This window comes from Shewanella bicestrii, from assembly GCF_002216875.1.
Taxonomy (GTDB): Bacteria; Pseudomonadota; Gammaproteobacteria; order Enterobacterales; family Shewanellaceae; genus Shewanella; species Shewanella seohaensis.
On record NZ_CP022358.1, the window covers coordinates 3,738,882 to 3,762,198 of the forward strand.

A 23,317-nucleotide genomic window follows, 5' to 3' on the forward strand; every position below is an offset into this window, starting at 1 on the left:
TCACTACCAAGGCACGACTAAGCTAAAGCGCACTAAGGTATCGTTATCCCAAGGCAGGATGGGCAAGTAGTCGGGTGAGTGCACACTCTCCTTGGCATAGTGGTCGAGGTTGTATTCGGTATGCTCCACATACAGTAACCACTGGCTGCCCTTCTCCCAATAATCCGTATCGTAACTCATGCTGAAGCGATATTGATTTTCAAGCCATTTATCACCGTCGTTCCAGTTTTGCGCGGCAAAACTCATGTTTAACTTGGGTGTGATATCAAAACCAAAACTGCCCATTAAGGTGTAAGCGAACTCGCCATTACCAAAATCGCCCCGGTCGTAACCACGGGTACGGGGCACGTCGTCATCGATTTCTAGATAGTAATAGCCCGCGCCCGCCTTTAACTGGGCCTGCGATTCCTGCCCCTTATAATTGGCGGTTAATCCAGGAAATAACTTGGCTTGCTTTTCGATAGAACTCACAGTGTTACGTTTACCCTGTAGGTCCACTTGCCATCCGAAGAAGAAGCGAGGATCGATATGGTAGAACTCACCCGAGGCCACATAGTCCGATTTAAACCACACGGGAATATGGTCGGGGTCGAGATCGTCGGTATCAATGTCGATAAACATATCCAGCATGGCGGACAGGTAAATATCCGACGCCGTGGTATGTTCAATCATAATATTGCCGTTAAATCCAAAGGTATGTGAACTCTCCTGTTCCACAATAAAATCGTGTATCCCCATGGTGTAATGCCACTGGGTCGATTCTTCTGCACTGACCGAAGTTGCTAGACCCAAAAGGAGTGCCGCTGGTGCCAGAGTTAGGTATCTCACATTTCGCTCCATAAATTGCTATTTGATCCTGCATTAAGATTAGATTAACTGGGCATAATTTAATGAAGTTTTTACAATTTTTGTTAGAAATCGTTCATCGCTAACTATTTTAGCCGTAAAAATGAATAAAAAATGATATATCCCGCACAAGTGAAAGCCGAAAATTGCTATTCACGGTCATCCTAAACAATTCACTAATGCTTTAAAAACGTATCTATATCAAACACAGCCAGCGTTGTAATCACAAGTGTTTAGGCATACAACAATTGCGACCCTGAATGCATTTTTAATCATTTCTAAAGCATAATTATTGACACAAGAGCATCACATCCCTATAGTCGCCACATTGCGAGTCATTCAAAAGAGAGTCTTAAATGAAAAAATCCATGTTATTAGGCGGCCTAGCCCTCACTGCCACCTTGTTGTTAGCTGGATGTGGGAAAAGCAACGATGTTTTAGTGGTTGGAACCAATGCGGCCTTCCCGCCCTTTGAATATGTTGGCGGACAAAGTGGCGACGAGATCAAAGGCTTCGACATTGAGCTTGCCAAACAAATCGCTAAAGATGCCGGCAAGACGCTCAAAGTCGAAAATATGAAATTCGATTCACTGATCGTCGCGCTAAACTCAGGCAAGATTGATTTTATCGCCTCGGGCATGACCATCACGCCAGAGCGCCAGGCCAGCGTTAACTTTTCGGAGCCCTACTATGAGGCGACTCAAGTGCTGCTCGTGAATAAAGATAACGACACCATTCATACCCTTGATGACATTAAAGACAAACACTTTGCGGTGCAGCTCGGCTCAACCGCCGATATGATGTCTAAAAAATACACCCAAAATGTCACCGCCTTTAACACCGGCTTCGAAGCCATCATGGAACTGAAGAATGGCAAAGTCGACTTAGTGCTATTCGATAGCGAGCCTGCGGCAAACTATCTGGCGAAAAACCCCGATCTCAAACTGATCAAGCTGGATTTTCCCCCTGAGTTTTATGGCTTTGCGGTATCAAAGCAGCAGCCTGAACTTCTCAATAGCATTAATAACACGCTGAAAAACTTGAAAGAAAGCGGCCAATATCAGGCGCTCGTTTCAGCCCATATCAAGTGATCCCTATGTTAGAAGCAATCAATACTTCGCTGTTTAGTCCCATTGGCGACGACGGCATGATAGGCATACTGCTGATCCTAAACGGCTTAAAAGTCACCTTGATTGTGACCTTCTTCGCCATGTTATTAGGCGCAGTATTAGGCGTGGGTACCACACTGATGAAGATGTCATCTAAGTGGTATATCCGCTTCCCCGCCGAGCTTTATGTTGGCGTGATCCGCGGCACGCCAGTGGTGGTGCAGTTAGTGATCCTTTACTTCATCGTGCTGGCCGCATTCGATGTTGATAAGGTCACCGCCGCCATCATCGCCTTTGGTTTAAACAGCGGCGCTTATATCTCTGAGATTATTCGCGCAGGGATCCAAGCCGTCGATAAAGGTCAAACCGAAGCGGCACGTTCGCTCGGCCTGTCGCAAGCAATGACCATGAAGCTGATTATTCTGCCGCAGGCGATTAAGAATATTCTGCCCGCTTTAGGCAATGAGTTTATCGTGCTACTCAAAGAAACCGCCGTAATTGGCTTTATTGGCGGCGTGGATTTAATGCGGGCGGGTGAGATTATCCGTAGCCGTACCTTTGAAGACAGTATCCCACTCTTTACCTGTGCACTGATTTACCTGTTCCTGACCTACAGCTTCACGTTTATGCTGTCGAAATTCGAAAAGAGGTTGAAGCAAAGTGATTAACATAACCAACCTACACAAAAGTTACGGCGATAATGCGGTCCTTAAGGGCATCAACGAACATATTCGCCAAGGCGAAGTGGTGAGTGTGATCGGCCCCAGCGGCAGCGGTAAAAGCACCTTTTTACGTTGCATCAACCTATTAGAAAAACCCACCCAAGGAGATATTGAAATCGAAGGGCAATCCATTACCGCTAAGGATGCCTGTGTCGATAAATTGCGGCAAAAAGTGGGCATGGTGTTCCAAAACTTCAACCTATTCCCCCATAAAACCGTATTGCAAAACATTACCTTAGCGCCAGTGAGCCTAAAGTTAATGACCCAAGCCGAAGCCGATAACAAGGCGTTGGCGCTGCTTACTCAAGTGGGCTTGCAGGATAAAGCCAATGCCTATCCTTCGAGTCTCTCGGGTGGACAAAAACAAAGGGTTGCCATTGCCCGCGCGCTGGCGATGGAGCCGGACCTTATGCTATTCGATGAGCCCACCTCTGCACTCGACCCCGAAATGGTCGGCGATGTGCTGGATGTGATGAAGGACTTAGCGCAAAAAGGCATGACCATGGTGATTGTGACCCACGAAATGGGTTTCGCGCGCGATGTTTCCGACAGAGTCATCTTTATGGATGGCGGCTATGTGGTGGAGTCTAATGTTCCCGAGGAATTATTCACTCGCCCCCAAGAAGCCAGAACCCAAAGCTTTTTAAGTAAGGTGCTGAGGTAATTTAAGCCTTGCATATTGGTCAAGCTTCATCTTCCACGCCCATTGTTGATGTAAATAGTGGGCGTTTTATTTACTGTACTAAAGTTTCTCTTGAGTCGTTTTTGAGTTTTTAGGGGCCGTCTGGACCAGCATCCAAAAACTGTGGGAGCTCATCATTTAAATGTAACCAGTTCACTTTGCTTTGACACCATATGTGATACTGAGGCTCGACTTTTGAACTCTCGTCTAGCGTACATATTGTGATATCTATAGTTTTTGGCTCAACTGTCGACCTAAAAGCTATCTGAGAACCACAATTACGACAGAACTCCCTCTGATATTTTTTACTTGAAGCATAAATAGCAGCATCACCACTTGTGTATAAAAAACCAGAAAAGGGTATTGTTAACCAAGCAACCACGGGAGCGCCATTGGCTTTCTGACAAATTTTACAATGACAAAATCCAGCATCAATTGGCATTGCATCAATTGAATATCGTAATTTTCCGCACAAGCATCCACCATCAAGCTTCATGATATACCTCGATTTTGTAACGCCTCAATATTAGGTTAAAAATTGTCTGCTAAAATGTTGAGGAACAAAAACAGCAAACTACTTATAGTCTTGCTTGATGGACTTGTTAGGCAACGTTTGACGATAAACAAGAATTGGGTGTACTAAAACTCGAGGATACCTGCAAGTTCTCACCATAGCCTCCATACCATCAAAACCTCTAAACATTCCTCTAAATGCACTTTCAACTCTTTCATGATCTTCAAGTTCATCTTTCTCAAATTCAAATAACGGCTTGAATTCTTCATCTTCTTTACTTGGGACAGAAGTAACAACCCCAATCATAGTAAATTCTTCTGTTGGGAAAGAGCCGTATGTGAAATGGAAAGCTGTAGGATCTTGAATAGAAAAATTAGATGAGTCTAAGTGCCCGAATAGATGTTCATCCATTTCACTACTAAAAGGATAAACTCTTATATTTATAATATTTGGTAGAAAAGCATCTATCCATGTTTTCATTCCATCTAATATCCACTGTGGAACTATATCAACACCTGTGACAGATTTTTTTAGTTGTTCAAGAGTCAACTGAAGCTCTTTAGCTTGTTTTTTAGCCAACTGTTTTTTATATGTATCACCGCTAGCATTTTGTAAAGATTTGATTTTATGTAAGATAACTTGATATTCTGGAGAGGATTCAAGTGTATTCGTTGAGCTCTTATTAATTAATTCAACTATTGATGGGAAGTCTTGACCAATTTTCTTCATCCTCTCATAGTCTTCGAAAACAACCCTACCTGTGCACTTAACACAAAGAGCATTTTTAAGAATATTTCTCACTTCTGGGCTTTTTAACGTTTGCGACTCGCCTATCTTTGATAAATCTAAAAGATAACCATTAGAAGAAAGCTCCTTTTCCAATTCTTGTAACAATGCATGATGAGGCTTGATTGTAGCTTTACTATGTTCTTTTTCATGTTCTACACCACCAGCATCATGTTTAAATACTTTGAAGTCATAATTTCTTTTATTGTCTGATGTTGAGCCTTTTTCTTGTTGAGTTTCTTTTAACTCAACAACTCCACCTGTAAGTTGGCTATATAGTGAAATGGATTTTTCCAAATCCACATATAAATAATCATATAAAATCATTCTTCAATTTCCTTATTGCACACTCGTTACTTATCCAGTCGCCTAACACCGCATTAAGGTGTGAGCAGCGCTTACCTATACTTTAAACGAAGCGAAAAGGGCAAGCTTTGCAAATCACTCATAAATGTTTTATTAGTCTTGTTGCTTTGACAAACGTTGTTCTATGTCTTCGATAATATAATTAGCTAACATAGACATACCTATAGCAAAATCACTTTTTACACGTTTAACCAAACCTTTGTATTGTGCCTCATTATCGGTCATGTCCAGCTCAATATTTGGCATGCTATCAAGTGGCAAGCCAAGGTGCTTATTCATTTGTTTGTTGGCACTTTTAAAGCATCTCATGGATACAATAACCTGGTAGACTTCAGGATCTTCAAACTTCACAGTTTTTGCTGTATGTGCAAACATATTTCGTAACTTTCTCAGTTTTTCGAGATCATCAAACGTTTCTTTGGACAAATATCCAAAAGCGGCAAGCATCAAATACTTCGCCGAAAAGTTACCAAATGGGCCCGTGGTATCGAACATCGCACGACTTTTCTTTTTCGATACTGGAGAACCTTCGACAATGGCTTGTAACATGCGCTCTAAGAACTCTTCAATATTTGCAGCTGCGATAATCACACAGCCACGATCAGACTCATCAATATCAATCTGGAACATCGTTTACCTCTGTAAAATTAATACTTAACTCAGCCGACGCGTAGCGGGCGGCTACATTTTCTTGTTATATGGCCTATCGCAAGCGAACATGTTTGGTCACTCTGTTTTGTTGTTACCGGATAAGTTCGGGATCCATTCGGTCATAGTTGTCTAGTATATCTAGGCACACAAGCTTTTAATTGTGAAGTAAGATTTTGATTTTATTATATTAATTATCAATATGAGTCTTTTGCATGACGAATATAAAGTCCGCCCATTCAACCAAATCTCCGCTTGCACTTAACCAGACTAGGCAAGTCTGATCTACTGTCACGTTTGAATATTGATAGGGTAATTCCAAATTAATACAGCAACTAATTACCAATGATCTTTTATCACCGACTTATGGATATAAAAGATGGATATAAAAGACTGTGCAAACATCTGTTTATGACTTTTTTGGAGCTGCACTCTCCAAAACGGTCTCTAGAACATAACCTCTATGGCATTACATTCCCGTAGGTTTCTCGCAGGTCTCATAGTTCTGTTGAGTACAAAAGATCACTGGTGTGTAAATAATGTCGTCGTATTTTTGTTTCGTGACAATTTTATATAAGGTCAAAATGGCTTGCCTGCCCATTTCATAGGGACTTTGACCAATGTTGATATGGGCAAGGCGGTCTTTCAACATAGCTAATTGCTCTGGAGAGGTGTCGGTAATAATAATGACGATGTCCTTGTTATCGATTTTATCTTGATAGGGAGCCATCATTTCACGGTAGAGGGCCGCATCATTTTGCGCCCAACCACCAACGGCAACGAAGGAATCGGCCTTCACTGGCTTGCCTTTCATCACGGACTCCATTTGCTTAACCGCTTGACTAAGTTGGTCAAAATTAAACAAAGGCTCGCGAACTTCAGTCCAGCCCAAATCATTATTGAGCAATTCTCCTGGAGGGGCATTGTAGGTTTTGCCAGATAACGCGGAGCGCACGCCCATCAGTCTTAAATTCAGATTCGGAGAATCGGGCCTGCCCGATTGCATGATGAGAGTTCCCCCATTGGGCCGTAACTTTTTAAGCTCCTCCCCTAACGACTGACCTAGTGCAAAATTGTCGGTGCCGATATAAGCCAAACGTAAATTTTTAGGATCTTCATCGATAGAAGCATCAAAATCTGAGTCATAGGTAACAACGGGGATACCAGCCTCCTTTGCCCTCTTTAGGCTATTTTCGGCAAGATACTTAGATTGTGTAACCGCGACGGCAATTCCATCTACACCTTCATCAATCAGCTGGTTTATCACTTGATCTTGCAATCTCACACTACTTGATTCGGGTCCCCGATAGATGCATTCAACCCCTTTAATTTGTGCGGCGGCGTCAACACAACCCGTTTTGCTTTGATCAAAAAAAACACTATAGAATTTAGGCACTACTGCAAACTTAAGCTCCTTTGCGTAGCCACAAGACAGCGGTAATAGGCTAAATGCAATCAGCAGCATCAATAATCTCGCCATACATTCCCCTAAACAGTAAGCTCGACTTAATAAAATGTAGCAAAGGAATAGATTAAACCATACGAGCGACAACGGTATTTTGGAAGACTTTTGATCTCACTCAGTATTTTTGAGTTAGCTCATCTCTCTAGCCACAACAAAACCGCACTCAGGCAATTTGTTTAACCAGCTATTACGCCATGAGGTGACTCTCGATTCACTGCTTTTCACAAAACGTCCCTCAGCATTCATTGCGCACAACGGCTATTAATTTCAAAAATATTTTGAAACTGATAGCCGTTTTGATCACATTGTTTTTTACTTAAACCCGCTTAAAATGCTGTCGTTGATTTTGTATTCCTCGATGACTTGGAGCTGTTACATGAGTGATTTAAGTTTTCTCGCTAAAAAGCGTTACACCACTAAAGCCTTTGATCCAACAAAGACGATTCCTGCTGACAAGATAGCCGAAATCAAGACGTTACTGCAGTTCAGCCCATCATCGACTAACTCGCAGCCTTGGCATTTTGTGTTAGCAAGCACGGCGGAAGGCAAAGCCTTGATCGCACAATCGACCGAAAACTACGCCTTCAATACTCAAAAAATTCTCAATGCTTCCCATGTAGTCGTGCTGTGTACCCGTACTCAACTCGATGAAGCCCATTTACTGCAAGTATTAGAGCAAGAGGCTGCTGATGGCCGTTTTGCCAATGAAGAAGCCAAGCAAGGCCAGCACAACGGCCGCTCTTTCTTTGCCAATATGCATAAGAATGAGTTAAAAGACGCCCAACATTGGATGGAAAAACAAGTGTATTTAGCTCTCGGAACCCTGATGTTAGGTGCGAGTGTACTCGATATCGATGCCTGTCCAATCGAAGGTTTTGATGCAACTAAACTCAATCAAGTCTTAGGCCTACGCGAAAAAGGTTTCTGTGCATCAGTGGTGGTCGCTCTAGGTTATCGCTCCGAAGAAGACTTCAACGCTAAGTTACCTAAGTCACGTTTAGCGCAAGAGGTTATCTTTACCGAGATCTAAACCTCATTCGCTAAGTTTGCATATGCCCTTGTTTGTGATTGCAAACAAGGGCATTTTTATCGCTTGCTCTCCAGCATCAGCCAGATCCCATTGCCGCAGTTAAAACCAACCAAAGTCGGAGTGACCTCGGGGTAAATTGCTCTAGAATCCTTCTTTGCCTACACTTTTCCTCTATGGCATAGTGTATTCCAAGCTCACTAACGACTCGCATCACAATAAGATAAAAGCATTTAAAATCTTATAGATAGTGAAACCTTACTTTTAATCACACTCGCTTGATAACAACTTAGGATGGGACAGTCAGTATGCTACTCGCTAAACCTTCACTCAGTGCAGAAGCTCAATCGGCAACGCTCTCGACCACTAAGAGCGATAACCCGTTAATCTGGCCCGTGTTATCCGTGTTACAAGCCTCTAATCAAAGCTGGAAAATCCATCACCTCGCCACCGAACTGCAAAATCGCGGGCTAATCCATCCGTTAGATGAAAACCCTGGTAATGATTTGTTTAAACGCAATTTTTTACTGATGAATGCCCTGTTCGAACTGCAAGAGATCCTGATGCCAAAGCAATGGCTGCAAGTCAAAGCGATGGAGATCCAGATTTTCCGCCTCGTGCCTTCCAACGTTAACCTATTGATAATGGAAGATACTTCCCTGCGGGAATACTATCTTGACTGGAATAACTACGACACCAGTGAAAACGTAGTACGCGAATTATTGGAAGCCTTCTGGAGCAGTTATAAGAGCTATATTGGCCTGAACGTGAACTTGATGCACAAGGGCCACGCCCTGAGAGTATTCGAGTTAGATGAGAGCGCAACCCCAAGGGACATCCGCAAACAATGGCGCCGTTTAGCGCTGAAATGGCATCCCGATAGACCCGAAGGCGATGCGGCGCGTTTCCGCGAGGTCTGTGAGGCTTGGCAATCCCTGCGCGATATTGCTTAAGTTTTTCCTTTTATATCTGTGATCCCCTTTGCAGTCTGACAAAGTTATCGAGCTAAACTCCCGCGGGATCACAGATTTAGTCCAATATCTACCGCCCATTTCAGCGATAATTAAGCATCCCAAACTAACCTAAAACCATATACACGCTGGTATAACGCGAGCGTAACTTCGAGACTGAAATCACCTGAGCCACCTTAGCCCACTAAGGTAGGTACAGCGCATGCAATTGATGCGGTGAGTTCACTCTAACCGAATTTGAGGGTTCTATGATCAAACCAATCGCCTTGACTGTCGCCTTAATCGTTGCACCATTTAGCACCTTTGCCGCCAACTTTGTCGAAGGCACGCACTTCACGCAAATCTCTGACAAAGCACCGAGCAGCGAGCCAAAACTCACCGAGTTTTTCTCCTTCTATTGCCATAACTGTTTCAATATGGAAACCAACTATCTGCCTGATATCAAAGCCAATCTAAACAAAGGTATTGCATTTGATACTAAGCATGTCGACTTTATGAATAGCGACATTGGCACCGAGGTGATGCGCTCACTGGCAGTCATTCATGAGTTAGATAATAAGGATGCGTTAACCCATGCGATGTTCGCCGCCATCCAAGGCGAAGCAGGCGCAAACGGCCACGACCACAGTGCGCCAGGCCATAAGCACGAGCCGCAAATCAACAGCCGTGACGACATTAAGCAAATTTTTGCCAAGTTTGGTATCGATGCGGCCAAGTACGACCAACTCGCCGACAGTAAAAGCACAGATGAGAAGCTGGCCCTGTGGCGTGCCCAGCAAAATCAATTCCGCGTTGAAAGCGTGCCTGCTTTTATCGTTAACGATAAATATGCAGTTAACTTAAGCAGTATCAAAACCTTAGATGAGCTGATTGGCTTAATTAACTATCTGGCCGTCGAGAAGGATGCTCAGGCGCCTAAGAGTTCAGGCGGCAGCTTAAACTGGTTATTCTTAGCCTTTGCAGCCGTTATCGCCCTTGGCCGCCAAAAGCGTTTGAGCTAAGGCTCGATTGACGAGCAGCCAATAAAAAAACCAGCAGTGATGCTGGTTTTTTATTTGTCCGGTTAACGACTAAGGGAAGTTACGCTCGGCAACCCCTTTGGCCGTCACTGTCACCCCAGTTTCTGCGGCGTGAATAAAGAAAGGGGATTCCACATCATCGGGATTGTTACTCACATCTGGATCATCATTTTGCGCTAGGCAGGTATAACCTAAGCTGTAATCCCCTGCGACCACAAAGCCAAATTCATAATCGTGGCCGATGACTTGGCCGTTTGCATCGGTGACTTCATTCACCCGAGCCGCCGCGATAGGCGCAATCTCAGTGGCCGTGTCGGCCTCGGTTCTGAAATCCTTCATCTGCTCCAGCGTGGTATTGGCTGGATACAAATAAACCGCTGGCGAGAACACTGAGCCACCCGCGGCGACTTCACAGCCTTCCATCACAGTAGCGCCAACCGTGCCTTTAATCGCGCCCACTTCGGACTGATTAAATAATTGCACTGAAGTCGGTTTTAGCGTCCAGTAATCTTTATTACCGTGGGGATCCTGCAAACCTTTGCTTAAATCAAACTCGGCAACAAAGCTATTGACGCCCGCCGCAATGGTGAATTTCTTATTGAAAAACAATCGGCCCGTATCGCTTTCATCGGCACCCACACCGCCGCATGAGCCGTTACTGTTGGTCGTTAGCCCATAGAGAGTGTCGTCTAAGGTTTGTACGCGTGAGCTGTCGCTATTGGCTACTGTGCTGTTTTTCATATACAAACACATTTGATATTCGCCCACGGGAATCGATTGACCGCTCACTAGGGTATCTACCGCACTGCCTTGAAACTCCAATAAATCGACAAATTTAAGCTCGCCATTTGGGGTGACATTGAACGAGTAGCTACCTGTGTCGTTCTTTAATACCACTTGCCTGAATGCAATCGTGACCGATTTGGCATCGGCGGGATTATCGGATACGCCTAGGCTGAATGTCGCCATTTGGGTGGCAGGTTCGCCCGAGTCAGATCCACCGCAACCAAACAGCAAACCTGTTAACGCTATCGCTAGAGCACTTTTTTGAATATTCATAGGATACCTTCATTAGTCTTCCACAAAATTCTCAACATCGTCATACCTCGCCCCATGAGCACACATCGTAACGCCAAAGCATGAAAACAACGGCTCAAACGGGCTGGGTAGGCATGTAGAGATAAGTCTAGGGCTGAGTGTGCAGCTTGTCGATGAACGTACGCTGAACGGTGAAAATCCGTTCAACGGTGGAAGTAAGAAGGCGCAGGACTCGAGCGGAGCAAAGCCAAATCCTTAGGTGCATCCGCGCGTAATTTCGACTTATTGCCTAATAAATTCAATGATGTGAGATGCCGCTAAAACCAAGTGAACCACTAAAAAGCCAATAAATACATCGGCGCAAATTTGATGGTAACCACGCCATGTCATCGCCAGCGGGGTACCTTGATAGAAAAACCACACCGCCCCAGTCACACCCGTTGCGACCAGCAGCAACATGCCAATGCCTTCAACCGTGCTGAATAAGCCCTTGCCCCCGGCAACGGGCAGTTTTCCCTTAAAAAGTCCTTTAATATCCTGTATGAGTTGCCCCCAATCCCCCACCAGCCAGGCGAAGTATTGATGCCATTTGCCTTGAATACTGTTGCGCAGTAAAAATAAGATCCCCAATGCAGCTGCAATTAATCCAAGATAAACATGCAGATAATCCCAGATACTGGCATTGGCGCGCAGGCTTCTACCGATAAAAATCCATGGGCTGGTGCAGACGAGTAGCCCCACGGATAGCACAATCCACAGGTGTAGACGCGCCAACACAAAATCGAATATCTGGGTTACTTTTGCCGACATAGTGGGTTTCCCCTTAAGAACTAAGCGACGGGCTCGCTCAGGCTTGGTGGATCAACAGGCCGAAATAATTCACTTTTTGCCAATCCGTGTATTCAACATTGGTCACAGGATCCGTCGGCCCCTTAGTTAACCACATGATAAAGCGAATGATATTTCTATCGAAGGCATTGTAGCCTTGGTAATTTAGATTACCGCCAAACACTTGCAACAGGGTTGGGCGCCAAGTGGTTTTGCTTAAAAACGCCTGCATATAAGGATTGGTTTCTGGGGTGTTTTTCTCAGGTTTACGGGCGACTAAACTGACGGAGAAAAAACCGCTCACCTTTTGCGTGAGGATCTTTTGATGCTTTTGAATAAATTCGTACAATGCCGGATTATGTTTTCCGTGGCGAATACTGGCGCCAATAACGATCTTATCGAAGGACTCCATCGCCGGCACAGCCTTAATATCCGCAATCACCACAGAATTACCTAACTCTTTGAGTTGCTGCGCCAATTGATTGGTGATTTTGCGAGTTTGACCATGAACACTAGAGAAGATGATCAGAATTTTTTTCACTTAAGCCTCGATTATCTCAACAAAAATAAGAAAAAGCGGCCAGAAGAAAGACAAAGAACGGCGGCTTTATGTTGACCTAAACAAACCGATAAATTCAGCCCCTATAACACAATTCACCACTTTGATAATCAAGCGCCTGCGAAGCGCATCTATGGTGCATGAGTCAAATAGAGGCGGTTTAGGTTTACCACGCAAAAAGCAAACTGCCTATTACGATATTGCATACTAGGTGATTTAGTCACCGATTTACATGAAATAGATCACGGGCTTAGCGCCAAATGGCCGCTGGATATACGGTAATTCTAGCTTGCTCACAAAAATAAATATCCGCATCTCTGGGATCAAAATGTTACAAAATCAGAAATAAGTGCCAATCCTTAGCGCTAGCGCATAAAAGGCAAAAGCATTAGCATTTGTTCACTTATCGCCTGAGTACCCTACCCATGAAAACAACTCAAAACGCAGATCCCAAAGCACTGCTGCTGTGGATGACGTTTGTTATGTCGCTCGTCTTCGCCGTTTGGCAAGCCCTACTGAACAACTTCGTGATTGAAAAAGCCCAATTCACTGGCGCTGAAATCGGTATGCTGCAAAGCCTAAGGGAAATCCCCGGCTTTTTGGCCTTTACCGCTATTTTTGTATTGCTGTTAGTGCGCGAGCAGGCCTTCGCCCTGTTGTCATTAGCCCTTCTCTGCATTGGCGTGGCGATTACCGGCTTTTTCCCGCAGGTATTGGGCTTATACCTCACCACAGTATTGATGTCGGTTGGGTTCCATTACTTTGAAACCATTAACCAATCCCTCACCCTGCAATGGGTCGCGAAGCAAGATACCGCTGGTTTTATGGGTAAAGCGCTGGCATGGCGCTCGGCAGCGGCCTTAGTCGGCTATGGCAGTATTTGGCTTGTCATGACTTGGCTTAAACTCGATTACTGGCATATGTATTTGATTATTGGTGTTTTAGGCCTGCTGATGGTGATCAGCATGAGTCTGTATTACCCACAGTTTGATACCCACGAAGTGCAACACAAAAAAATCATCCTACGTAAACGCTACTGGCTGTATTACCTGTTAACCTTCTTTTCTGGCGCCCGTCGGCAGATTTTTATGGTGTTCGCAGGCTTTATGATGGTCGAGAAATTCGGCTATACAGTGAGTGAAATCACCGCACTTTTCCTGATCAACTATGTGGTCAATCTACTGTTTGCGCCGTCCATTGGTCGCCTAATTGGCCGAATTGGCGAGCGCAACGCCCTCACGGTGGAATACATTGGGTTATTTTTTGTGTTTGTCAGCTACGCGCTTGTCGAGCAACCCCATATGGCCGCCGCCCTCTATGTGATTGATCATTTGCTGTTTGCGATGGCAATTGCCATGAAAACCTATTTTCAAAAGATTGCCGATAGCAAAGATATTGCGGCCACCATGTCGGTCAGTTTTACCATTAACCATATCGCTGCGGTGATTATCCCTGTGCTCTTGGGCTTGCTGTGGCTGAGCGATCCCGCCCTCGTCTTCTACATTGGCGCTGGATTTGCGGTCTGTTCCTTAGTATTGGCACTCAACGTGCCGCGCCATCCGTCACCTGGGAATGAAACCAATTGGGCTTGGTCTGCTAAATCTATCGAAAAACCGAGTCTCGACAGTTAAAAAGTGCCCGCAGCGTAATAAAAGCAATCCAGCGCAGAGACTTAAGGATTGCAATCGACTAAGCTGGAAGCATTTCGTGGGGTCAACTTGATCCCACGAGCTAACAAAAATAGGGCCAACACAAATAGGTCAAACAGGATAAAGGCATGAAGGATTCAGATATTTTAATGCTTGCGGATGAAGCGGCTCCCGCAGCCGAGGTCTCGGCCCGTAAAAAAGCGCTGGTACTGGGTCGCCAACTCGGGCTCGCCAGTGAGCAGGAATATCGCCCCGCCAATGCCTCAATTGCCGAACGCGCGCAACATAGGGAGCGTAAACTCGCCAGCCAGTATCAAGCCAATGTCGAAACCATTTTCGCCCTCGCCTTGAGTTACACCCCGTCGGATGTCACTGGGGTCGATCTGGATCCCGACTGGAGCCATCAATTTTTTTTGATGGCGGAGCAAATCCACAACCGCAAAATGCAGGATCTGTGGGCCCGTATCCTCTCCAGTGAAATCGTCAACCCGGGCAACTTTAGCCTGCGCACCCTAGCGCTATTAAAACAATTGACCCATAGGGAAGCGCAAATCCTCGAGAAAGCCCTAGGTATGGCAGCCAAAGTGAATAATGAGCAGCGCTTAAAGCTGATCAGCGGCTATCGGCTCACGGGCGGACTCGGCCAATATTTTCGTAAGAATACCAGTGTCACCCTAGGCTTATCCCAATTTGGTCTGCCCTACTCCAGCATTCTCACCTTAGTCGATGCGGGGATCCTGCACAGCAGCGAGTTTGAAACTGGCCTACTCAACAGTAAAACCCCCATCCAACTCACCATACCCGGCATCCAAATGAAGCTCACCCCAAAGAGTGGTAACTTGCTGTTTAGCTACTATCGCTTAACCCCGATTGGTGATGAACTGGCGCAACTAGTGCTACCCAAACAAGACCAAGATTACCTGAAGGCGCTACAGGCGCTATTTGCGAAGGATTTTAAAATAGAGTAATCACTTAAACAGACTTATATGTCTGACCACGAAATCTTTTCTTGAATTACCCCTGAGTCTCGCAAATACTTTGAGTATAAAAAACACTCAATTCTAAACTGGGTAAATAAGGATGTTTCGACATCTCAAGGAAAGAGAATATGGTCAGCCAATCGCAAGACATTATCTTCTTAGATGAACCCGAACCCAGTACCACGGTAAAGGCGGCGAAAGCGGTCAAAATTCTCACGGTAGACGATGATATTAACTTCCAACGCTCTACCGCTTTCGCCTTGTCCACTCTCACCATTCTTGGCGCAAAAATAGAATTAACCCAAGCATTTAGTTACGCAGAAGCCTGCCAGATGGTCGCCAATGAAGACGACTTTGCCATTGCCTTAGTCGATGTGGTGATGGAAACCGAAGATGCAGGCCTCAGACTCGTGCGTGGCATCAGGGAAGTGCTCGGTAACGAGAAAATCCGCATTATTCTGCTCACAGGGCAACCCGGTATGGCGCCCGTGTTTAACGTGATGCGTGATTATGATATCAATGACTATTGGACTAAATCCGAGCTTTCCGCCGACCGTCTGCAAACCATCTTGACCACTAACCTGCGCTCCTATCAGCAGATCAGTAATATCGCTAATGCAAAGCGCGGGTTGCAGTTAATTGCCGAGTCCAGCGGTGCCCTCTACACCTCGCGCAATATCAAAGAACTGTCGAGCAAAATGCTTCAACAATTGGCAATTCTGCTAAATTTACCCTCGGGCGGCATAGTCTGTGTTAAAGCCATTAACGATCTGCATGAATTTGGCCATATGCATCAAATCATTGGCGCTTCAGGAGAGTTTGAATCCTACTACGGTAAAGCCTTACAGCAGCTCGAACAGCAACATATCCGCATCCAACTCGAGTTGTGTCTAAGCAGCAAACACTCCCGAATCGAGTCGCAATATACCTGCCTGTTTTTCCCCGGCGAGCTTGCCGGTAATGACTATGCCGTTTACCTCGCCACGGGGCGACTACTCGATGCGACCGAAACCGAGCTTATCCGTGTTTTTAGCATGAACATTTGCGGTGGCCTGCACAGCGTATCGCTAATGAGCCAACTGGATAAAATCGCCTTTGAAGATCCCTTACTGAAAATTCCGAATCGCAATGTGCTTATCCGCACACTGGATGGCATTTTGAAGGAAGACATTCGCGACAAATTTAATTTACTACTCATAGACATAGATAAGTTTTCAGACTTCAACCATGTATTTGGCTCAGAGCATGGCAACAACATGCTCAAGCATGTGGCAAATAGTCTAAAAGATCAGTTCGACGCCAGCGTGCTGGTCAGCCGTTTAAAGGATGATAAATTTGCCATTTTAGGCCCTAAACATTTAGTTTCAGCCGCTCTAATTGAGCAGTTGTTTGTCGCCCCCTACCAACAGGGTACCTCCTGTATTACAGTCAATATCAGTACAGTTACCTTGCCTTTGGAACTCGCCGAAGGGGATGCTGTCGCCGCCATCACCCAGCTGAATATGGCACTGAAAAAGGCCAAGAGCCTCGGGATACGTCAACATGTGACGTATCAACCATCTAAAGATGATGTCGCAACACATTTTGAATTACTGCAGGCCTTACAACTTGGTATCACCCAAGGAGATATCAATATCGCGCTGCAGCCACAGGTGTCGTTACAAACGGGGGAAGTCGTGGGTGTTGAAGCGCTGGCGCGCTGGACCTTGCCCAATGGCGACAGCGTACCCCCTTTGCGCTTTATTCCCATCGCCGAAGCTACGGGGCTGATCACAAAACTTGGTAAACAATTATTTGTGCAATCTTGCCAAGCCATGCATGCCTTAACCGAGGCGGGTTACCCGAATCTGCGGATTGGCGTTAACCTCTCGGCGATGCAGTTTGAGCAAGAGCAAATCGTCAATCAGCTCAATGCCGATATCCAAGCGGCACAAATTGCCAGTGATCAGATTGAAATTGAAGTCACAGAGTCGATTGCCATGCAGAATTTTGAGGTAATTAATAAGCAACTCAAAGCCCTGCGTAATATGAATATTAACGTCGCCATCGATGATTTTGGCACTGGTTTTTCATCGCTAGCCTACCTCAGCAAACTCACCTTCGATCGCATTAAAATTGATAAATCCTTTATCGATAATGTCACCACGGATGATGGTGCCGCGGCGATTGTCGACAGCATAATCCTGCTCGGGGAGCGCTTTAAGATGAATGTGATCGCCGAAGGTGTTGAAACCCTAGAGCAAGCACGTTGGCTGAAACATCGAGGATGCCACGATGCCCAGGGCTATTTTTACGCGAAACCAATGCCACTCAAAGAACTACTCATTTGGTTGGCCAACTTCCAAAAACGCATTATCGAATGATATTGAGCAAAACCATGACGCCCTTACAACTGCTTAGTCGCTACTGGCTAAAACTGATGTTGCCTTGGTTACTCTTGGTACCCTTGCTAAGTCTCGTGCTTTATCAAAAACGCCATGAAGAAGCGATGACGCCTTTAGCGCGACAGGCGGCGATGGTGCTGGCCGATGCCAACCAAACCATAGCCTACTATTTGGGCAGCCTTAAACGGGATGCGCTGTTTCTCGCTAAATATCAACTTCTTCTCGATACCGCTTCGGGCAAAAATACCGATCTCAGTACCGTCGAACACTTTTTTAAGGCATTCAGTGAGGCGTCACAGCAATATGACCAAGTGCGCTGGCTCGATAACGACGCCATGGAAAAGGTACGCATTAATCTCATCAACCAAGTCGCCCAAATTGTGCCGCAGACAGAGTTACAATCTAAACAGGGGCGCTACTACATAGCACCGAGTCTGGCGCTTGAACCCGATACGTTTTACTTCTCCCCCCTAGACTTAAACGTTGAAAACAAAGTCATTGAAACCCCGATTAAACCTATGCTGCGTATCACCACCCCAGTGTTTTTAGCCTCCGGGGAAAGGCAAGGATTTATTGCGCTGAATTTTCTCGCCCAAACCCTGTTAGACGCCATTGCCAGCACAGCTAAAGGCGGAGTCGAACTGTCGATGCTAAACGCCGACGGATACTGGTTATTGGCGCCGCAGCCACAAATGGCATGGGGGTTTATGTATGGTCGAGAAGATTTAAAGTTTGGCAATAACTATCCCGAAGCGTGGCAAGCCATCAGCAAAAATACCGAACTTGCCTTTACCACTTCGAAAGGCTTCTGGGACTATGAAAATGTGCAAAAACTTGGTCATACCTCACTGCCCAATTGGCATCTGGTTGCCCATATTTCTCCTGCTGTGTTAGATCACATAACCTTCCAATGTATCCTCGAAGCCTCAAGTGTTGGGCTCTTGCTGTTAATCCTCGGCAGCATAGTCTGTTGGCGCGCGGCTAAATCTATGTATGAACGGGATAAACTCCACGACGATTTAACCGAGCAACAGCGACGACTGGCAAGCAGCAATAAAGCGCTGGCACAATCTTTACAACACCTGCACGACACCCAGCAGCAATTAATTGAAACCGGCAAACTCTCCTCACTCGGGATGATGGTCGCGGGGGTCGCCCATGAGTTAAATACCCCTGTGGGCGCATCTTTAATGACCCTATCGAGCATGAAGAATGAATGTCTTCGATTACAGTCTGCCTTCGAGACCGGCCTTAAACGTTCCGATGTAGATACGTATTTTGAGCACTTTAATGAAGGCGCAGAGATAGTCAGAGCCAACTTGGAGCGCGCCGCCTCGCTAGTCAAAAGCTTTAAACGCTTAGCGGTCGACCGTACTGGGGAAGAACGGCGCGTCTTTAAACTCACAGGCTTAGTTCAAGATATGCTGCACACCTCATGGCTGAGGATGAAGAAACAATCCCATGAGTTAAACATCGATATTGCGCCTGAGATTGAATTAAACAGCTACCCTGGCGCCCTTGGCCAAGTGCTCGAAAATCTCGTGTCCAACGCCCTCATTCATGCATTTGACGACGTCACTAACGGCCAGATTTACATCACGGCCTACAGTCTCGAAGATGCCTTCATTGCTATTACCGTCACCGATAATGGTTGTGGAATGGATGATGCGACCTTGAAGCAGATCTTCGATCCCTTCTTTACGACTCGCCGAGGTAAAGGCGGCACAGGCTTAGGATTACACTTGGCGCATCAACTGGTGACGCAGTTACTTGGCGGGTATATCAAGGTGACGAGTGAACAGGGAAAAGGCACTTGTTTTACGCTAACGCTACCAACAAATGCCCCCGAATCCCATAAAATGACCTTAGGCTAAGGCTTTGGCTTTATCTGGATTAATGACTTCAATCGCGGTCAAATAGTCAATCAAGGCGAGTACTTGCGAGGCTAAATCCCCTTTGCTGGTATCAATCGTCAGCTCCGCCGAGAGCGGCGCCTCATAGGGAGATGAAATACCAGTAAAGTTACTGATCTCACCGCGACGAGCCTTAACATACAAGCCCTTAGGATCGCGCTGCTCACATACGCTAAGCGGTGTTGACACATGGATCTCAATAAACTGCCCTGTCGGGAAGCGCGCACGTATGCTATCGCGCTCCTCACGGGTCGGTGAAATAAAGGCCGATAACACCACTAAGCCCGCATCCACCATGAGTTTTGCCACTTCGCCGACGCGGCGTAAGTTTTCATCCCTATCGGCAACGCTAAAGCCCAGATCCTTACATAAACCGTGGCGAACATTGTCACCATCGAGCAGATAAGTGTGAAAGCCCGCCTCAAACAGTGCACGCTCAAGCGCCCCAGCCAAAGTCGACTTACCCGCACCAGACAGCCCAGTAAACCAGAGTAATACCGGATTTTGTCCCTTAAGTTTGGCTCTGGCCGCTTGGTCAACGCTATGTTGGTGCCACACAATATTGCTCATAAACACTCCTCAAACCTTAGGTTGAGTAACAACCTAAGACAAAAAATCATTAAAACGGAAAGATAACTGGCACCATAAAAATCACGATCAGCGAATACAGCAGGGATAAGGGCAGCCCTAAACGCACAAAGTCACTAAAACGATAGTTCCCCGCATTAAACACCATCAAGTTGGTTTGATAACCATAGGGCGAAATAAAGCTGGCGCTGGCACCAAACACCACGGCCATGATAAATGGCCGAGGATCGACGCCATAATTCAGCGCTACCGCATAGGCAATCGGAAAGGCTAAGGCCGCTGCGGCATTATTGGTCACGAGTTCTGTCAGCAGCAATGTGACTAAATAGACGCCCACAAAGGCACCAAACACCCCGTAGCCATTGATAGCACCAAGCAGCCCCTGTGCTAAACCATCGGCAAGACCTGTGCTCATCATCAGGTTTGCCAGTCCCAAAGCGCTGCCCACAATCACGACTAATTCCAGCGGAAAACGGCGCTTAAGTTCAGATAAGGTCACGGCGCCAATGGCAAAATAGCTGAGTAATAACAGCACGAGTCCTTTGGCTAAAGGTAAAATCCCCGCCAGACTCAGGCCAATCGTCAACACAAATCCGGCTAACACGATACGACTACGCTTAGTGTCTAAACGCACATTCAAATCGAGTCCGCTCACCGCCGCAAATTCGGTACCGAGTTTTGGATTAGCACTAAACCCATCACCCGGCGTCAACAGCAACACATCGCCAGGCTGTAATACGATATCGCCCAAGCCGCCCTTTAGCGGATGATGGCCACGGCGAATCGCCATCACCGCCGCATCAAACTGTTCGCGAAAGCGGGATTCTTTTAAGGTGCTGCCCACCAGACTCGACGAAGGCGCTAACACGGCTTCGACCAGATTTTGCCCCTTAGCTTGATGTTTACCAAACCAATCGAGACCATCGAATTGATGCAACAACTCCACCGACTCCACCGCGCCACTGAAACGCAGCACATCGTCCGCCTGTAACACTAACTGGGGCGGAACAGGACAGATACAAATGCCGCTTCGCTCAAGCTCAACTAAATAGAGTTTTTTCAGGGCTCTTAATTTGTTATCCACCACGCTGCGACCGACTAAAGACGAGCCTTTGGCTACGTGCGCTTCTAGCAGATAGGGCAACGCTTCCTCAGTCGATTCATCCCGCCTGTCGGGCAAGGTATTGGCCAGTACAATCAGCAGCACTATGCCTAAGAGCACAATCAGCGTGGCCACAGGGGTGAACTCAAAGAACCCCAGTGCTGGCAAGCCAGCGTTTTCGACAAACGAGTTGACGATAAGGTTTGTGGAAGTGCCAATCAAGGTCAGCGTGCCGCCCAAAATCGCCGCATAGTTAAGTGGCAGTAACAACTTAGCTGGAGCGTGAGCCTGATTACGGCGCACCACTCCAATCAAAGACGCGACAACGGCGGTGTTATTGGTAAAAGAGGACAGCAGCGCCGTTGAAAATCCCAGTTTTGCCATCGTCACCGCAAGCGAGCTGTTACCAATCACTTGGCTTAACTTGCCCAGCAGTGAGGTTTTCTCCAGCGCCGTCGCCGCCAGTACCAATAACACCAGTGTGACTAAACCTGTGTTGGTAAAGCTAGTGAGCGCCGTGTCGAGTGATACCATTCCTTGGAGGTAACAGAGTAAAAAAGCAAATAAAAACAACACAGCGGGATTAATGCGGCCGGCGATTAAGCCAGCCACTAATCCAAACAACACAATAGCTAATAGCCACAAGTCACTCACGTATTAGGCTCCAAGCTTTGAAATATCAATCGCTTGCCAATGCGGGAAGTGCTTACGCACCAGTGCATTAAACTCGATTTCAAAGGCACTAAATTGTGAAGATACTTGCTTGTTCACATGCTGACCCGATACCACCATCACCGCCGCCACAGTGGCATTGGATAAACGGTCAATCAGGATCATGCCGCCGGTATCACGCACCAGAGAATAGGCATCGAAGACGATATCTTCGGTCAGCTCTAAGGTCACCCGGGCGATGGCATTGAGCCCTAAAGTGTCGGCGCTGCTGCGCGCAAGCGTGTTCACATCAACCACATAGTCGATGGCCGTAACAGAGGCTTGGGTCTTCTTACCCGCGACTTTAATGTCGTATAACTGGCCGAGTTGTAATGGCTTTTCATCCATCCACACTAGGTCAGCCACGATTTGGTTGGCAACCTGTGGCGCACTCTCTGGCAGAGCCAGTAAGTCACCACGGGAAATATCGATTTCACCTTCCAAGGTGATAGTCACGGCTTGACCAGCCGTCGCTTCGGCGAGATCGCCATCGAAGGTCACGATACGTTCAACCTTGCTACGCTTACCCGAAGGTAGCGCAACCACCTCGTCCCCCACCTTAATCACGCCAGAGGCTAAAGTACCGGCAAAACCCCGAAAATCCAGATTTGGACGCGACACATACTGCACAGGGAAGCGCACGGGTAAGGCACTCAGTTCACGTTGAGTATCAATGGTTTCGAGTAGCTCCAGCAGTGTGCCGCCCTGATACCAAGGCGTATGCAAACTCGGCTCAACCACGTTATCGCCATTGAGTGCAGATAAGGGCACAAAGTGGATATCTAAGTCACCAAAATCTTTTACGAACTCACTGAAATCATTACGGATACGATTGAATACTTGCTCATCGAACCCGAGTAAATCCATCTTATTGACCGCAACCACAAAGTGGCGAATACCCAGCAAAGAGGCAATAAAGGCATGACGCTTAGTTTGAGTCTGCACGCCGTAACGCGCATCCACTAAGATCACTGCTAAATCACAGGTTGAAGCACCAGTCGCCATATTGCGGGTGTACTGCTCATGGCCTGGGGTATCGGCGATAATAAACTTACGCTTATCGCTTGAAAAATAACGATAAGCTACATCGATAGTAATGCCCTGCTCGCGCTCGGCTTGCAGACCATCTACCAGCAAAGCCAAGTCGATGGCTTCACCCGTTGTGCCCATCTTAGCGCTATCATTTTTTAAGCTGGCGAGTTGGTCTTCATAAATCTGCGCGCTGTCATGCAGTAAACGGCCAATCAGGGTACTCTTGCCATCGTCTACGCTGCCGCAGGTTAAAAAGCGCAACAAACCTTTATGTTGTTGCTGGGCTAGATATTCTTTAACCCCGTGCTGGCTAATTTCTGCCGCCATACGATTGGTTTTATTGACCGCTTTATCCATCTTTATCTCACTCTTATCTTG

At 46.4% G+C, this 23,317-nt stretch carries 21 protein-coding genes; 10 read left to right on the forward strand and 11 right to left on the reverse strand.

Features of this window, described 5'->3' with window-relative positions:
• Nucleotides 1-3: 3 nt before the first annotated feature.
• Entirely contained in the window at nucleotides 4-828 is an 825-nt protein-coding gene (locus CF168_RS16370) for a hypothetical protein (protein WP_089068358.1), read from the reverse strand.
• Between the two features lie 374 nt (nucleotides 829-1,202).
• On the opposite strand from CF168_RS16370, the gene CF168_RS16375 reads away from it, so the two are divergent.
• Genes CF168_RS16375 through CF168_RS16385 form a run of 3 tightly spaced genes read left to right on the forward strand, consistent with a single transcriptional unit; the run spans nucleotide 1,203 to nucleotide 3,341 of the window.
• Nucleotides 1,203-1,937 (forward strand): basic amino acid ABC transporter substrate-binding protein, encoded by a 735-nt coding sequence (locus tag CF168_RS16375; protein WP_011623797.1) that lies wholly within the window; start codon nucleotides 1,203-1,205, stop codon nucleotides 1,935-1,937.
• 5 nt (nucleotides 1,938-1,942) lie between these two features.
• Nucleotides 1,943-2,623, forward strand: a complete 681-nt coding sequence (locus CF168_RS16380; protein WP_011623798.1) for an amino acid ABC transporter permease — start codon at nucleotides 1,943-1,945, stop codon at nucleotides 2,621-2,623.
• Nucleotides 2,616-3,341 (forward strand): amino acid ABC transporter ATP-binding protein, encoded by a 726-nt coding sequence (locus tag CF168_RS16385; RefSeq protein ID WP_089068359.1) that lies wholly within the window; start codon nucleotides 2,616-2,618, stop codon nucleotides 3,339-3,341. The genes CF168_RS16380 and CF168_RS16385 overlap by 8 nt, the downstream gene beginning before the upstream one ends.
• Nucleotides 3,342-3,450: 109 nt before the next feature.
• Here CF168_RS16385 and CF168_RS16390 read toward each other — a convergent pair whose 3' ends face one another.
• The 4 genes from CF168_RS16390 to CF168_RS16405 form a co-directional block, all read right to left on the reverse strand.
• The gene (locus tag CF168_RS16390) at nucleotides 3,451-3,855 is read right to left on the reverse strand and encodes a GFA family protein (RefSeq protein ID WP_089068360.1); all 405 of its coding nucleotides are present in this window, start codon (nucleotides 3,853-3,855) and stop codon (nucleotides 3,451-3,453) included.
• Between the two features lie 78 nt (nucleotides 3,856-3,933).
• Nucleotides 3,934-4,986, reverse strand: coding sequence for a DUF6414 family protein (locus CF168_RS16395; RefSeq protein ID WP_089068361.1), 1,053 nt, complete (start codon nucleotides 4,984-4,986; stop codon nucleotides 3,934-3,936).
• Between the two features lie 132 nt (nucleotides 4,987-5,118).
• A complete protein-coding gene (locus tag CF168_RS16400) occupies nucleotides 5,119-5,655 on the reverse strand; it encodes an MltR family transcriptional regulator (RefSeq protein WP_089068362.1) in 537 nt (178 codons plus the stop codon).
• Nucleotides 5,656-6,142: 487 nt separating this feature from the next.
• Nucleotides 6,143-7,153 (reverse strand): sugar-binding protein, encoded by a 1,011-nt coding sequence (locus CF168_RS16405; protein WP_089068363.1) that lies wholly within the window; start codon nucleotides 7,151-7,153, stop codon nucleotides 6,143-6,145.
• 361 nt (nucleotides 7,154-7,514) lie between these two features.
• Here CF168_RS16405 and nfsB point away from each other — a divergent pair, with 361 nt between their 5' ends.
• The 3 genes from nfsB to CF168_RS16420 all read left to right on the forward strand — a co-directional run bounded on the left by nfsB (nucleotide 7,515) and on the right by CF168_RS16420 (nucleotide 10,137).
• A complete protein-coding gene (nfsB, locus tag CF168_RS16410; protein WP_089068364.1) occupies nucleotides 7,515-8,168 on the forward strand; it encodes an oxygen-insensitive NAD(P)H nitroreductase in 654 nt (217 codons plus the stop codon).
• Between the two features lie 305 nt (nucleotides 8,169-8,473).
• Nucleotides 8,474-9,118 (forward strand): DNA-J related domain-containing protein, encoded by a 645-nt coding sequence (locus CF168_RS16415; protein ID WP_089068365.1) that lies wholly within the window; start codon nucleotides 8,474-8,476, stop codon nucleotides 9,116-9,118.
• A 266-nt stretch (nucleotides 9,119-9,384) separates the two neighbouring features.
• A complete protein-coding gene (locus CF168_RS16420; RefSeq protein WP_089068366.1) occupies nucleotides 9,385-10,137 on the forward strand; it encodes a DsbA family protein in 753 nt (250 codons plus the stop codon).
• Between the two features lie 69 nt (nucleotides 10,138-10,206).
• Here CF168_RS16420 and CF168_RS16425 read toward each other — a convergent pair whose 3' ends face one another.
• The 3 genes from CF168_RS16425 to hemG all read right to left on the reverse strand — a co-directional run bounded on the left by CF168_RS16425 (nucleotide 10,207) and on the right by hemG (nucleotide 12,562).
• On the reverse strand, nucleotides 10,207-11,214 hold the full coding sequence (locus tag CF168_RS16425) for a DUF4382 domain-containing protein (protein ID WP_089068367.1): 1,008 nt from the start codon (nucleotides 11,212-11,214) through the stop codon (nucleotides 10,207-10,209).
• Between the two features lie 261 nt (nucleotides 11,215-11,475).
• Nucleotides 11,476-12,003, reverse strand: a complete 528-nt coding sequence (locus tag CF168_RS16430) for a cytochrome b/b6 domain-containing protein (protein WP_089068368.1) — start codon at nucleotides 12,001-12,003, stop codon at nucleotides 11,476-11,478.
• Nucleotides 12,004-12,040: 37 nt separating this feature from the next.
• On the reverse strand, nucleotides 12,041-12,562 hold the full coding sequence (hemG, locus tag CF168_RS16435; protein WP_089068369.1) for a menaquinone-dependent protoporphyrinogen IX dehydrogenase: 522 nt from the start codon (nucleotides 12,560-12,562) through the stop codon (nucleotides 12,041-12,043).
• Between the two features lie 443 nt (nucleotides 12,563-13,005).
• Between hemG and CF168_RS16440 the strand changes: the two genes are divergently transcribed.
• The 4 genes from CF168_RS16440 (at nucleotide 13,006) to CF168_RS16455 (ending at nucleotide 19,467) form a co-directional block, all read left to right on the forward strand.
• Nucleotides 13,006-14,211 carry an MFS transporter gene (locus CF168_RS16440; protein ID WP_089068370.1) on the forward strand — a complete coding sequence of 402 codons (1,206 nt, stop codon included), beginning with the start codon at nucleotides 13,006-13,008 and terminating at the stop codon, nucleotides 14,209-14,211.
• Nucleotides 14,212-14,357: 146 nt separating this feature from the next.
• Nucleotides 14,358-15,197: a TIGR03899 family protein gene (locus tag CF168_RS16445; protein WP_089068371.1), complete on the forward strand. Its 840-nt coding sequence runs from the start codon at nucleotides 14,358-14,360 to the stop codon at nucleotides 15,195-15,197.
• Nucleotides 15,198-15,337: 140 nt separating this feature from the next.
• Nucleotides 15,338-17,572, forward strand: coding sequence for a GGDEF/EAL domain-containing response regulator (locus CF168_RS16450; RefSeq protein ID WP_089068372.1), 2,235 nt, complete (start codon nucleotides 15,338-15,340; stop codon nucleotides 17,570-17,572).
• Between the two features lie 14 nt (nucleotides 17,573-17,586).
• Nucleotides 17,587-19,467: a sensor histidine kinase gene (locus CF168_RS16455; protein WP_240520034.1), complete on the forward strand. Its 1,881-nt coding sequence runs from the start codon at nucleotides 17,587-17,589 to the stop codon at nucleotides 19,465-19,467.
• Here the strand turns inward: CF168_RS16455 and cysC are convergent.
• From cysC to cysN, 3 genes are read right to left on the reverse strand one after another with little or no spacing between them, the layout of a single operon-like run.
• On the reverse strand, nucleotides 19,459-20,076 hold the full coding sequence (gene cysC / locus CF168_RS16460; protein ID WP_089068374.1) for an adenylyl-sulfate kinase: 618 nt from the start codon (nucleotides 20,074-20,076) through the stop codon (nucleotides 19,459-19,461). The genes CF168_RS16455 and cysC overlap by 9 nt on opposite strands.
• 49 nt (nucleotides 20,077-20,125) lie before the next feature.
• On the reverse strand, nucleotides 20,126-21,850 hold the full coding sequence (locus tag CF168_RS16465) for an SLC13 family permease (RefSeq protein ID WP_089068375.1): 1,725 nt from the start codon (nucleotides 21,848-21,850) through the stop codon (nucleotides 20,126-20,128).
• Nucleotides 21,851-21,853: 3 nt separating this feature from the next.
• Nucleotides 21,854-23,296: a sulfate adenylyltransferase subunit CysN gene (gene cysN / locus CF168_RS16470; protein ID WP_089068376.1), complete on the reverse strand. Its 1,443-nt coding sequence runs from the start codon at nucleotides 23,294-23,296 to the stop codon at nucleotides 21,854-21,856.
• Between the last annotated feature and the right edge of the window lie 21 nt (nucleotides 23,297-23,317).

Excerpts from the sequence above, each read along its gene's own strand:
- CF168_RS16375 (WP_011623797.1), top strand. The coding sequence starts at position 1,203 with ATGAAAAAATCCATGTTATTAGGCGGCCTAGCCCTCACTGCCACCTTG.
- CF168_RS16380 (WP_011623798.1), top strand. The coding sequence starts at position 1,943 with ATGTTAGAAGCAATCAATACTTCGCTGTTTAGTCCCATTGGCGACGAC.
- CF168_RS16390 (WP_089068360.1), bottom strand. The coding sequence starts at position 3,855 with ATGAAGCTTGATGGTGGATGCTTGTGCGGAAAATTACGATATTCAATT.
- CF168_RS16395 (WP_089068361.1), bottom strand. The coding sequence starts at position 4,986 with ATGATTTTATATGATTATTTATATGTGGATTTGGAAAAATCCATTTCA.
- CF168_RS16400 (WP_089068362.1), bottom strand. The coding sequence starts at position 5,655 with ATGTTCCAGATTGATATTGATGAGTCTGATCGTGGCTGTGTGATTATC.
- CF168_RS16405 (WP_089068363.1), bottom strand. The coding sequence starts at position 7,153 with ATGGCGAGATTATTGATGCTGCTGATTGCATTTAGCCTATTACCGCTG.
- nfsB (WP_089068364.1), top strand. The coding sequence starts at position 7,515 with ATGAGTGATTTAAGTTTTCTCGCTAAAAAGCGTTACACCACTAAAGCC.
- CF168_RS16415 (WP_089068365.1), top strand. The coding sequence starts at position 8,474 with ATGCTACTCGCTAAACCTTCACTCAGTGCAGAAGCTCAATCGGCAACG.
- CF168_RS16420 (WP_089068366.1), top strand. The coding sequence starts at position 9,385 with ATGATCAAACCAATCGCCTTGACTGTCGCCTTAATCGTTGCACCATTT.
- CF168_RS16425 (WP_089068367.1), bottom strand. The coding sequence starts at position 11,214 with ATGAATATTCAAAAAAGTGCTCTAGCGATAGCGTTAACAGGTTTGCTG.
- CF168_RS16430 (WP_089068368.1), bottom strand. The coding sequence starts at position 12,003 with ATGTCGGCAAAAGTAACCCAGATATTCGATTTTGTGTTGGCGCGTCTA.
- CF168_RS16440 (WP_089068370.1), top strand. The coding sequence starts at position 13,006 with ATGAAAACAACTCAAAACGCAGATCCCAAAGCACTGCTGCTGTGGATG.
- CF168_RS16445 (WP_089068371.1), top strand. The coding sequence starts at position 14,358 with ATGAAGGATTCAGATATTTTAATGCTTGCGGATGAAGCGGCTCCCGCA.
- CF168_RS16450 (WP_089068372.1), top strand. The coding sequence starts at position 15,338 with ATGGTCAGCCAATCGCAAGACATTATCTTCTTAGATGAACCCGAACCC.
- CF168_RS16455 (WP_240520034.1), top strand. The coding sequence starts at position 17,587 with ATGACGCCCTTACAACTGCTTAGTCGCTACTGGCTAAAACTGATGTTG.
- cysC (WP_089068374.1), bottom strand. The coding sequence starts at position 20,076 with ATGAGCAATATTGTGTGGCACCAACATAGCGTTGACCAAGCGGCCAGA.
- cysN (WP_089068376.1), bottom strand. The coding sequence starts at position 23,296 with ATGGATAAAGCGGTCAATAAAACCAATCGTATGGCGGCAGAAATTAGC.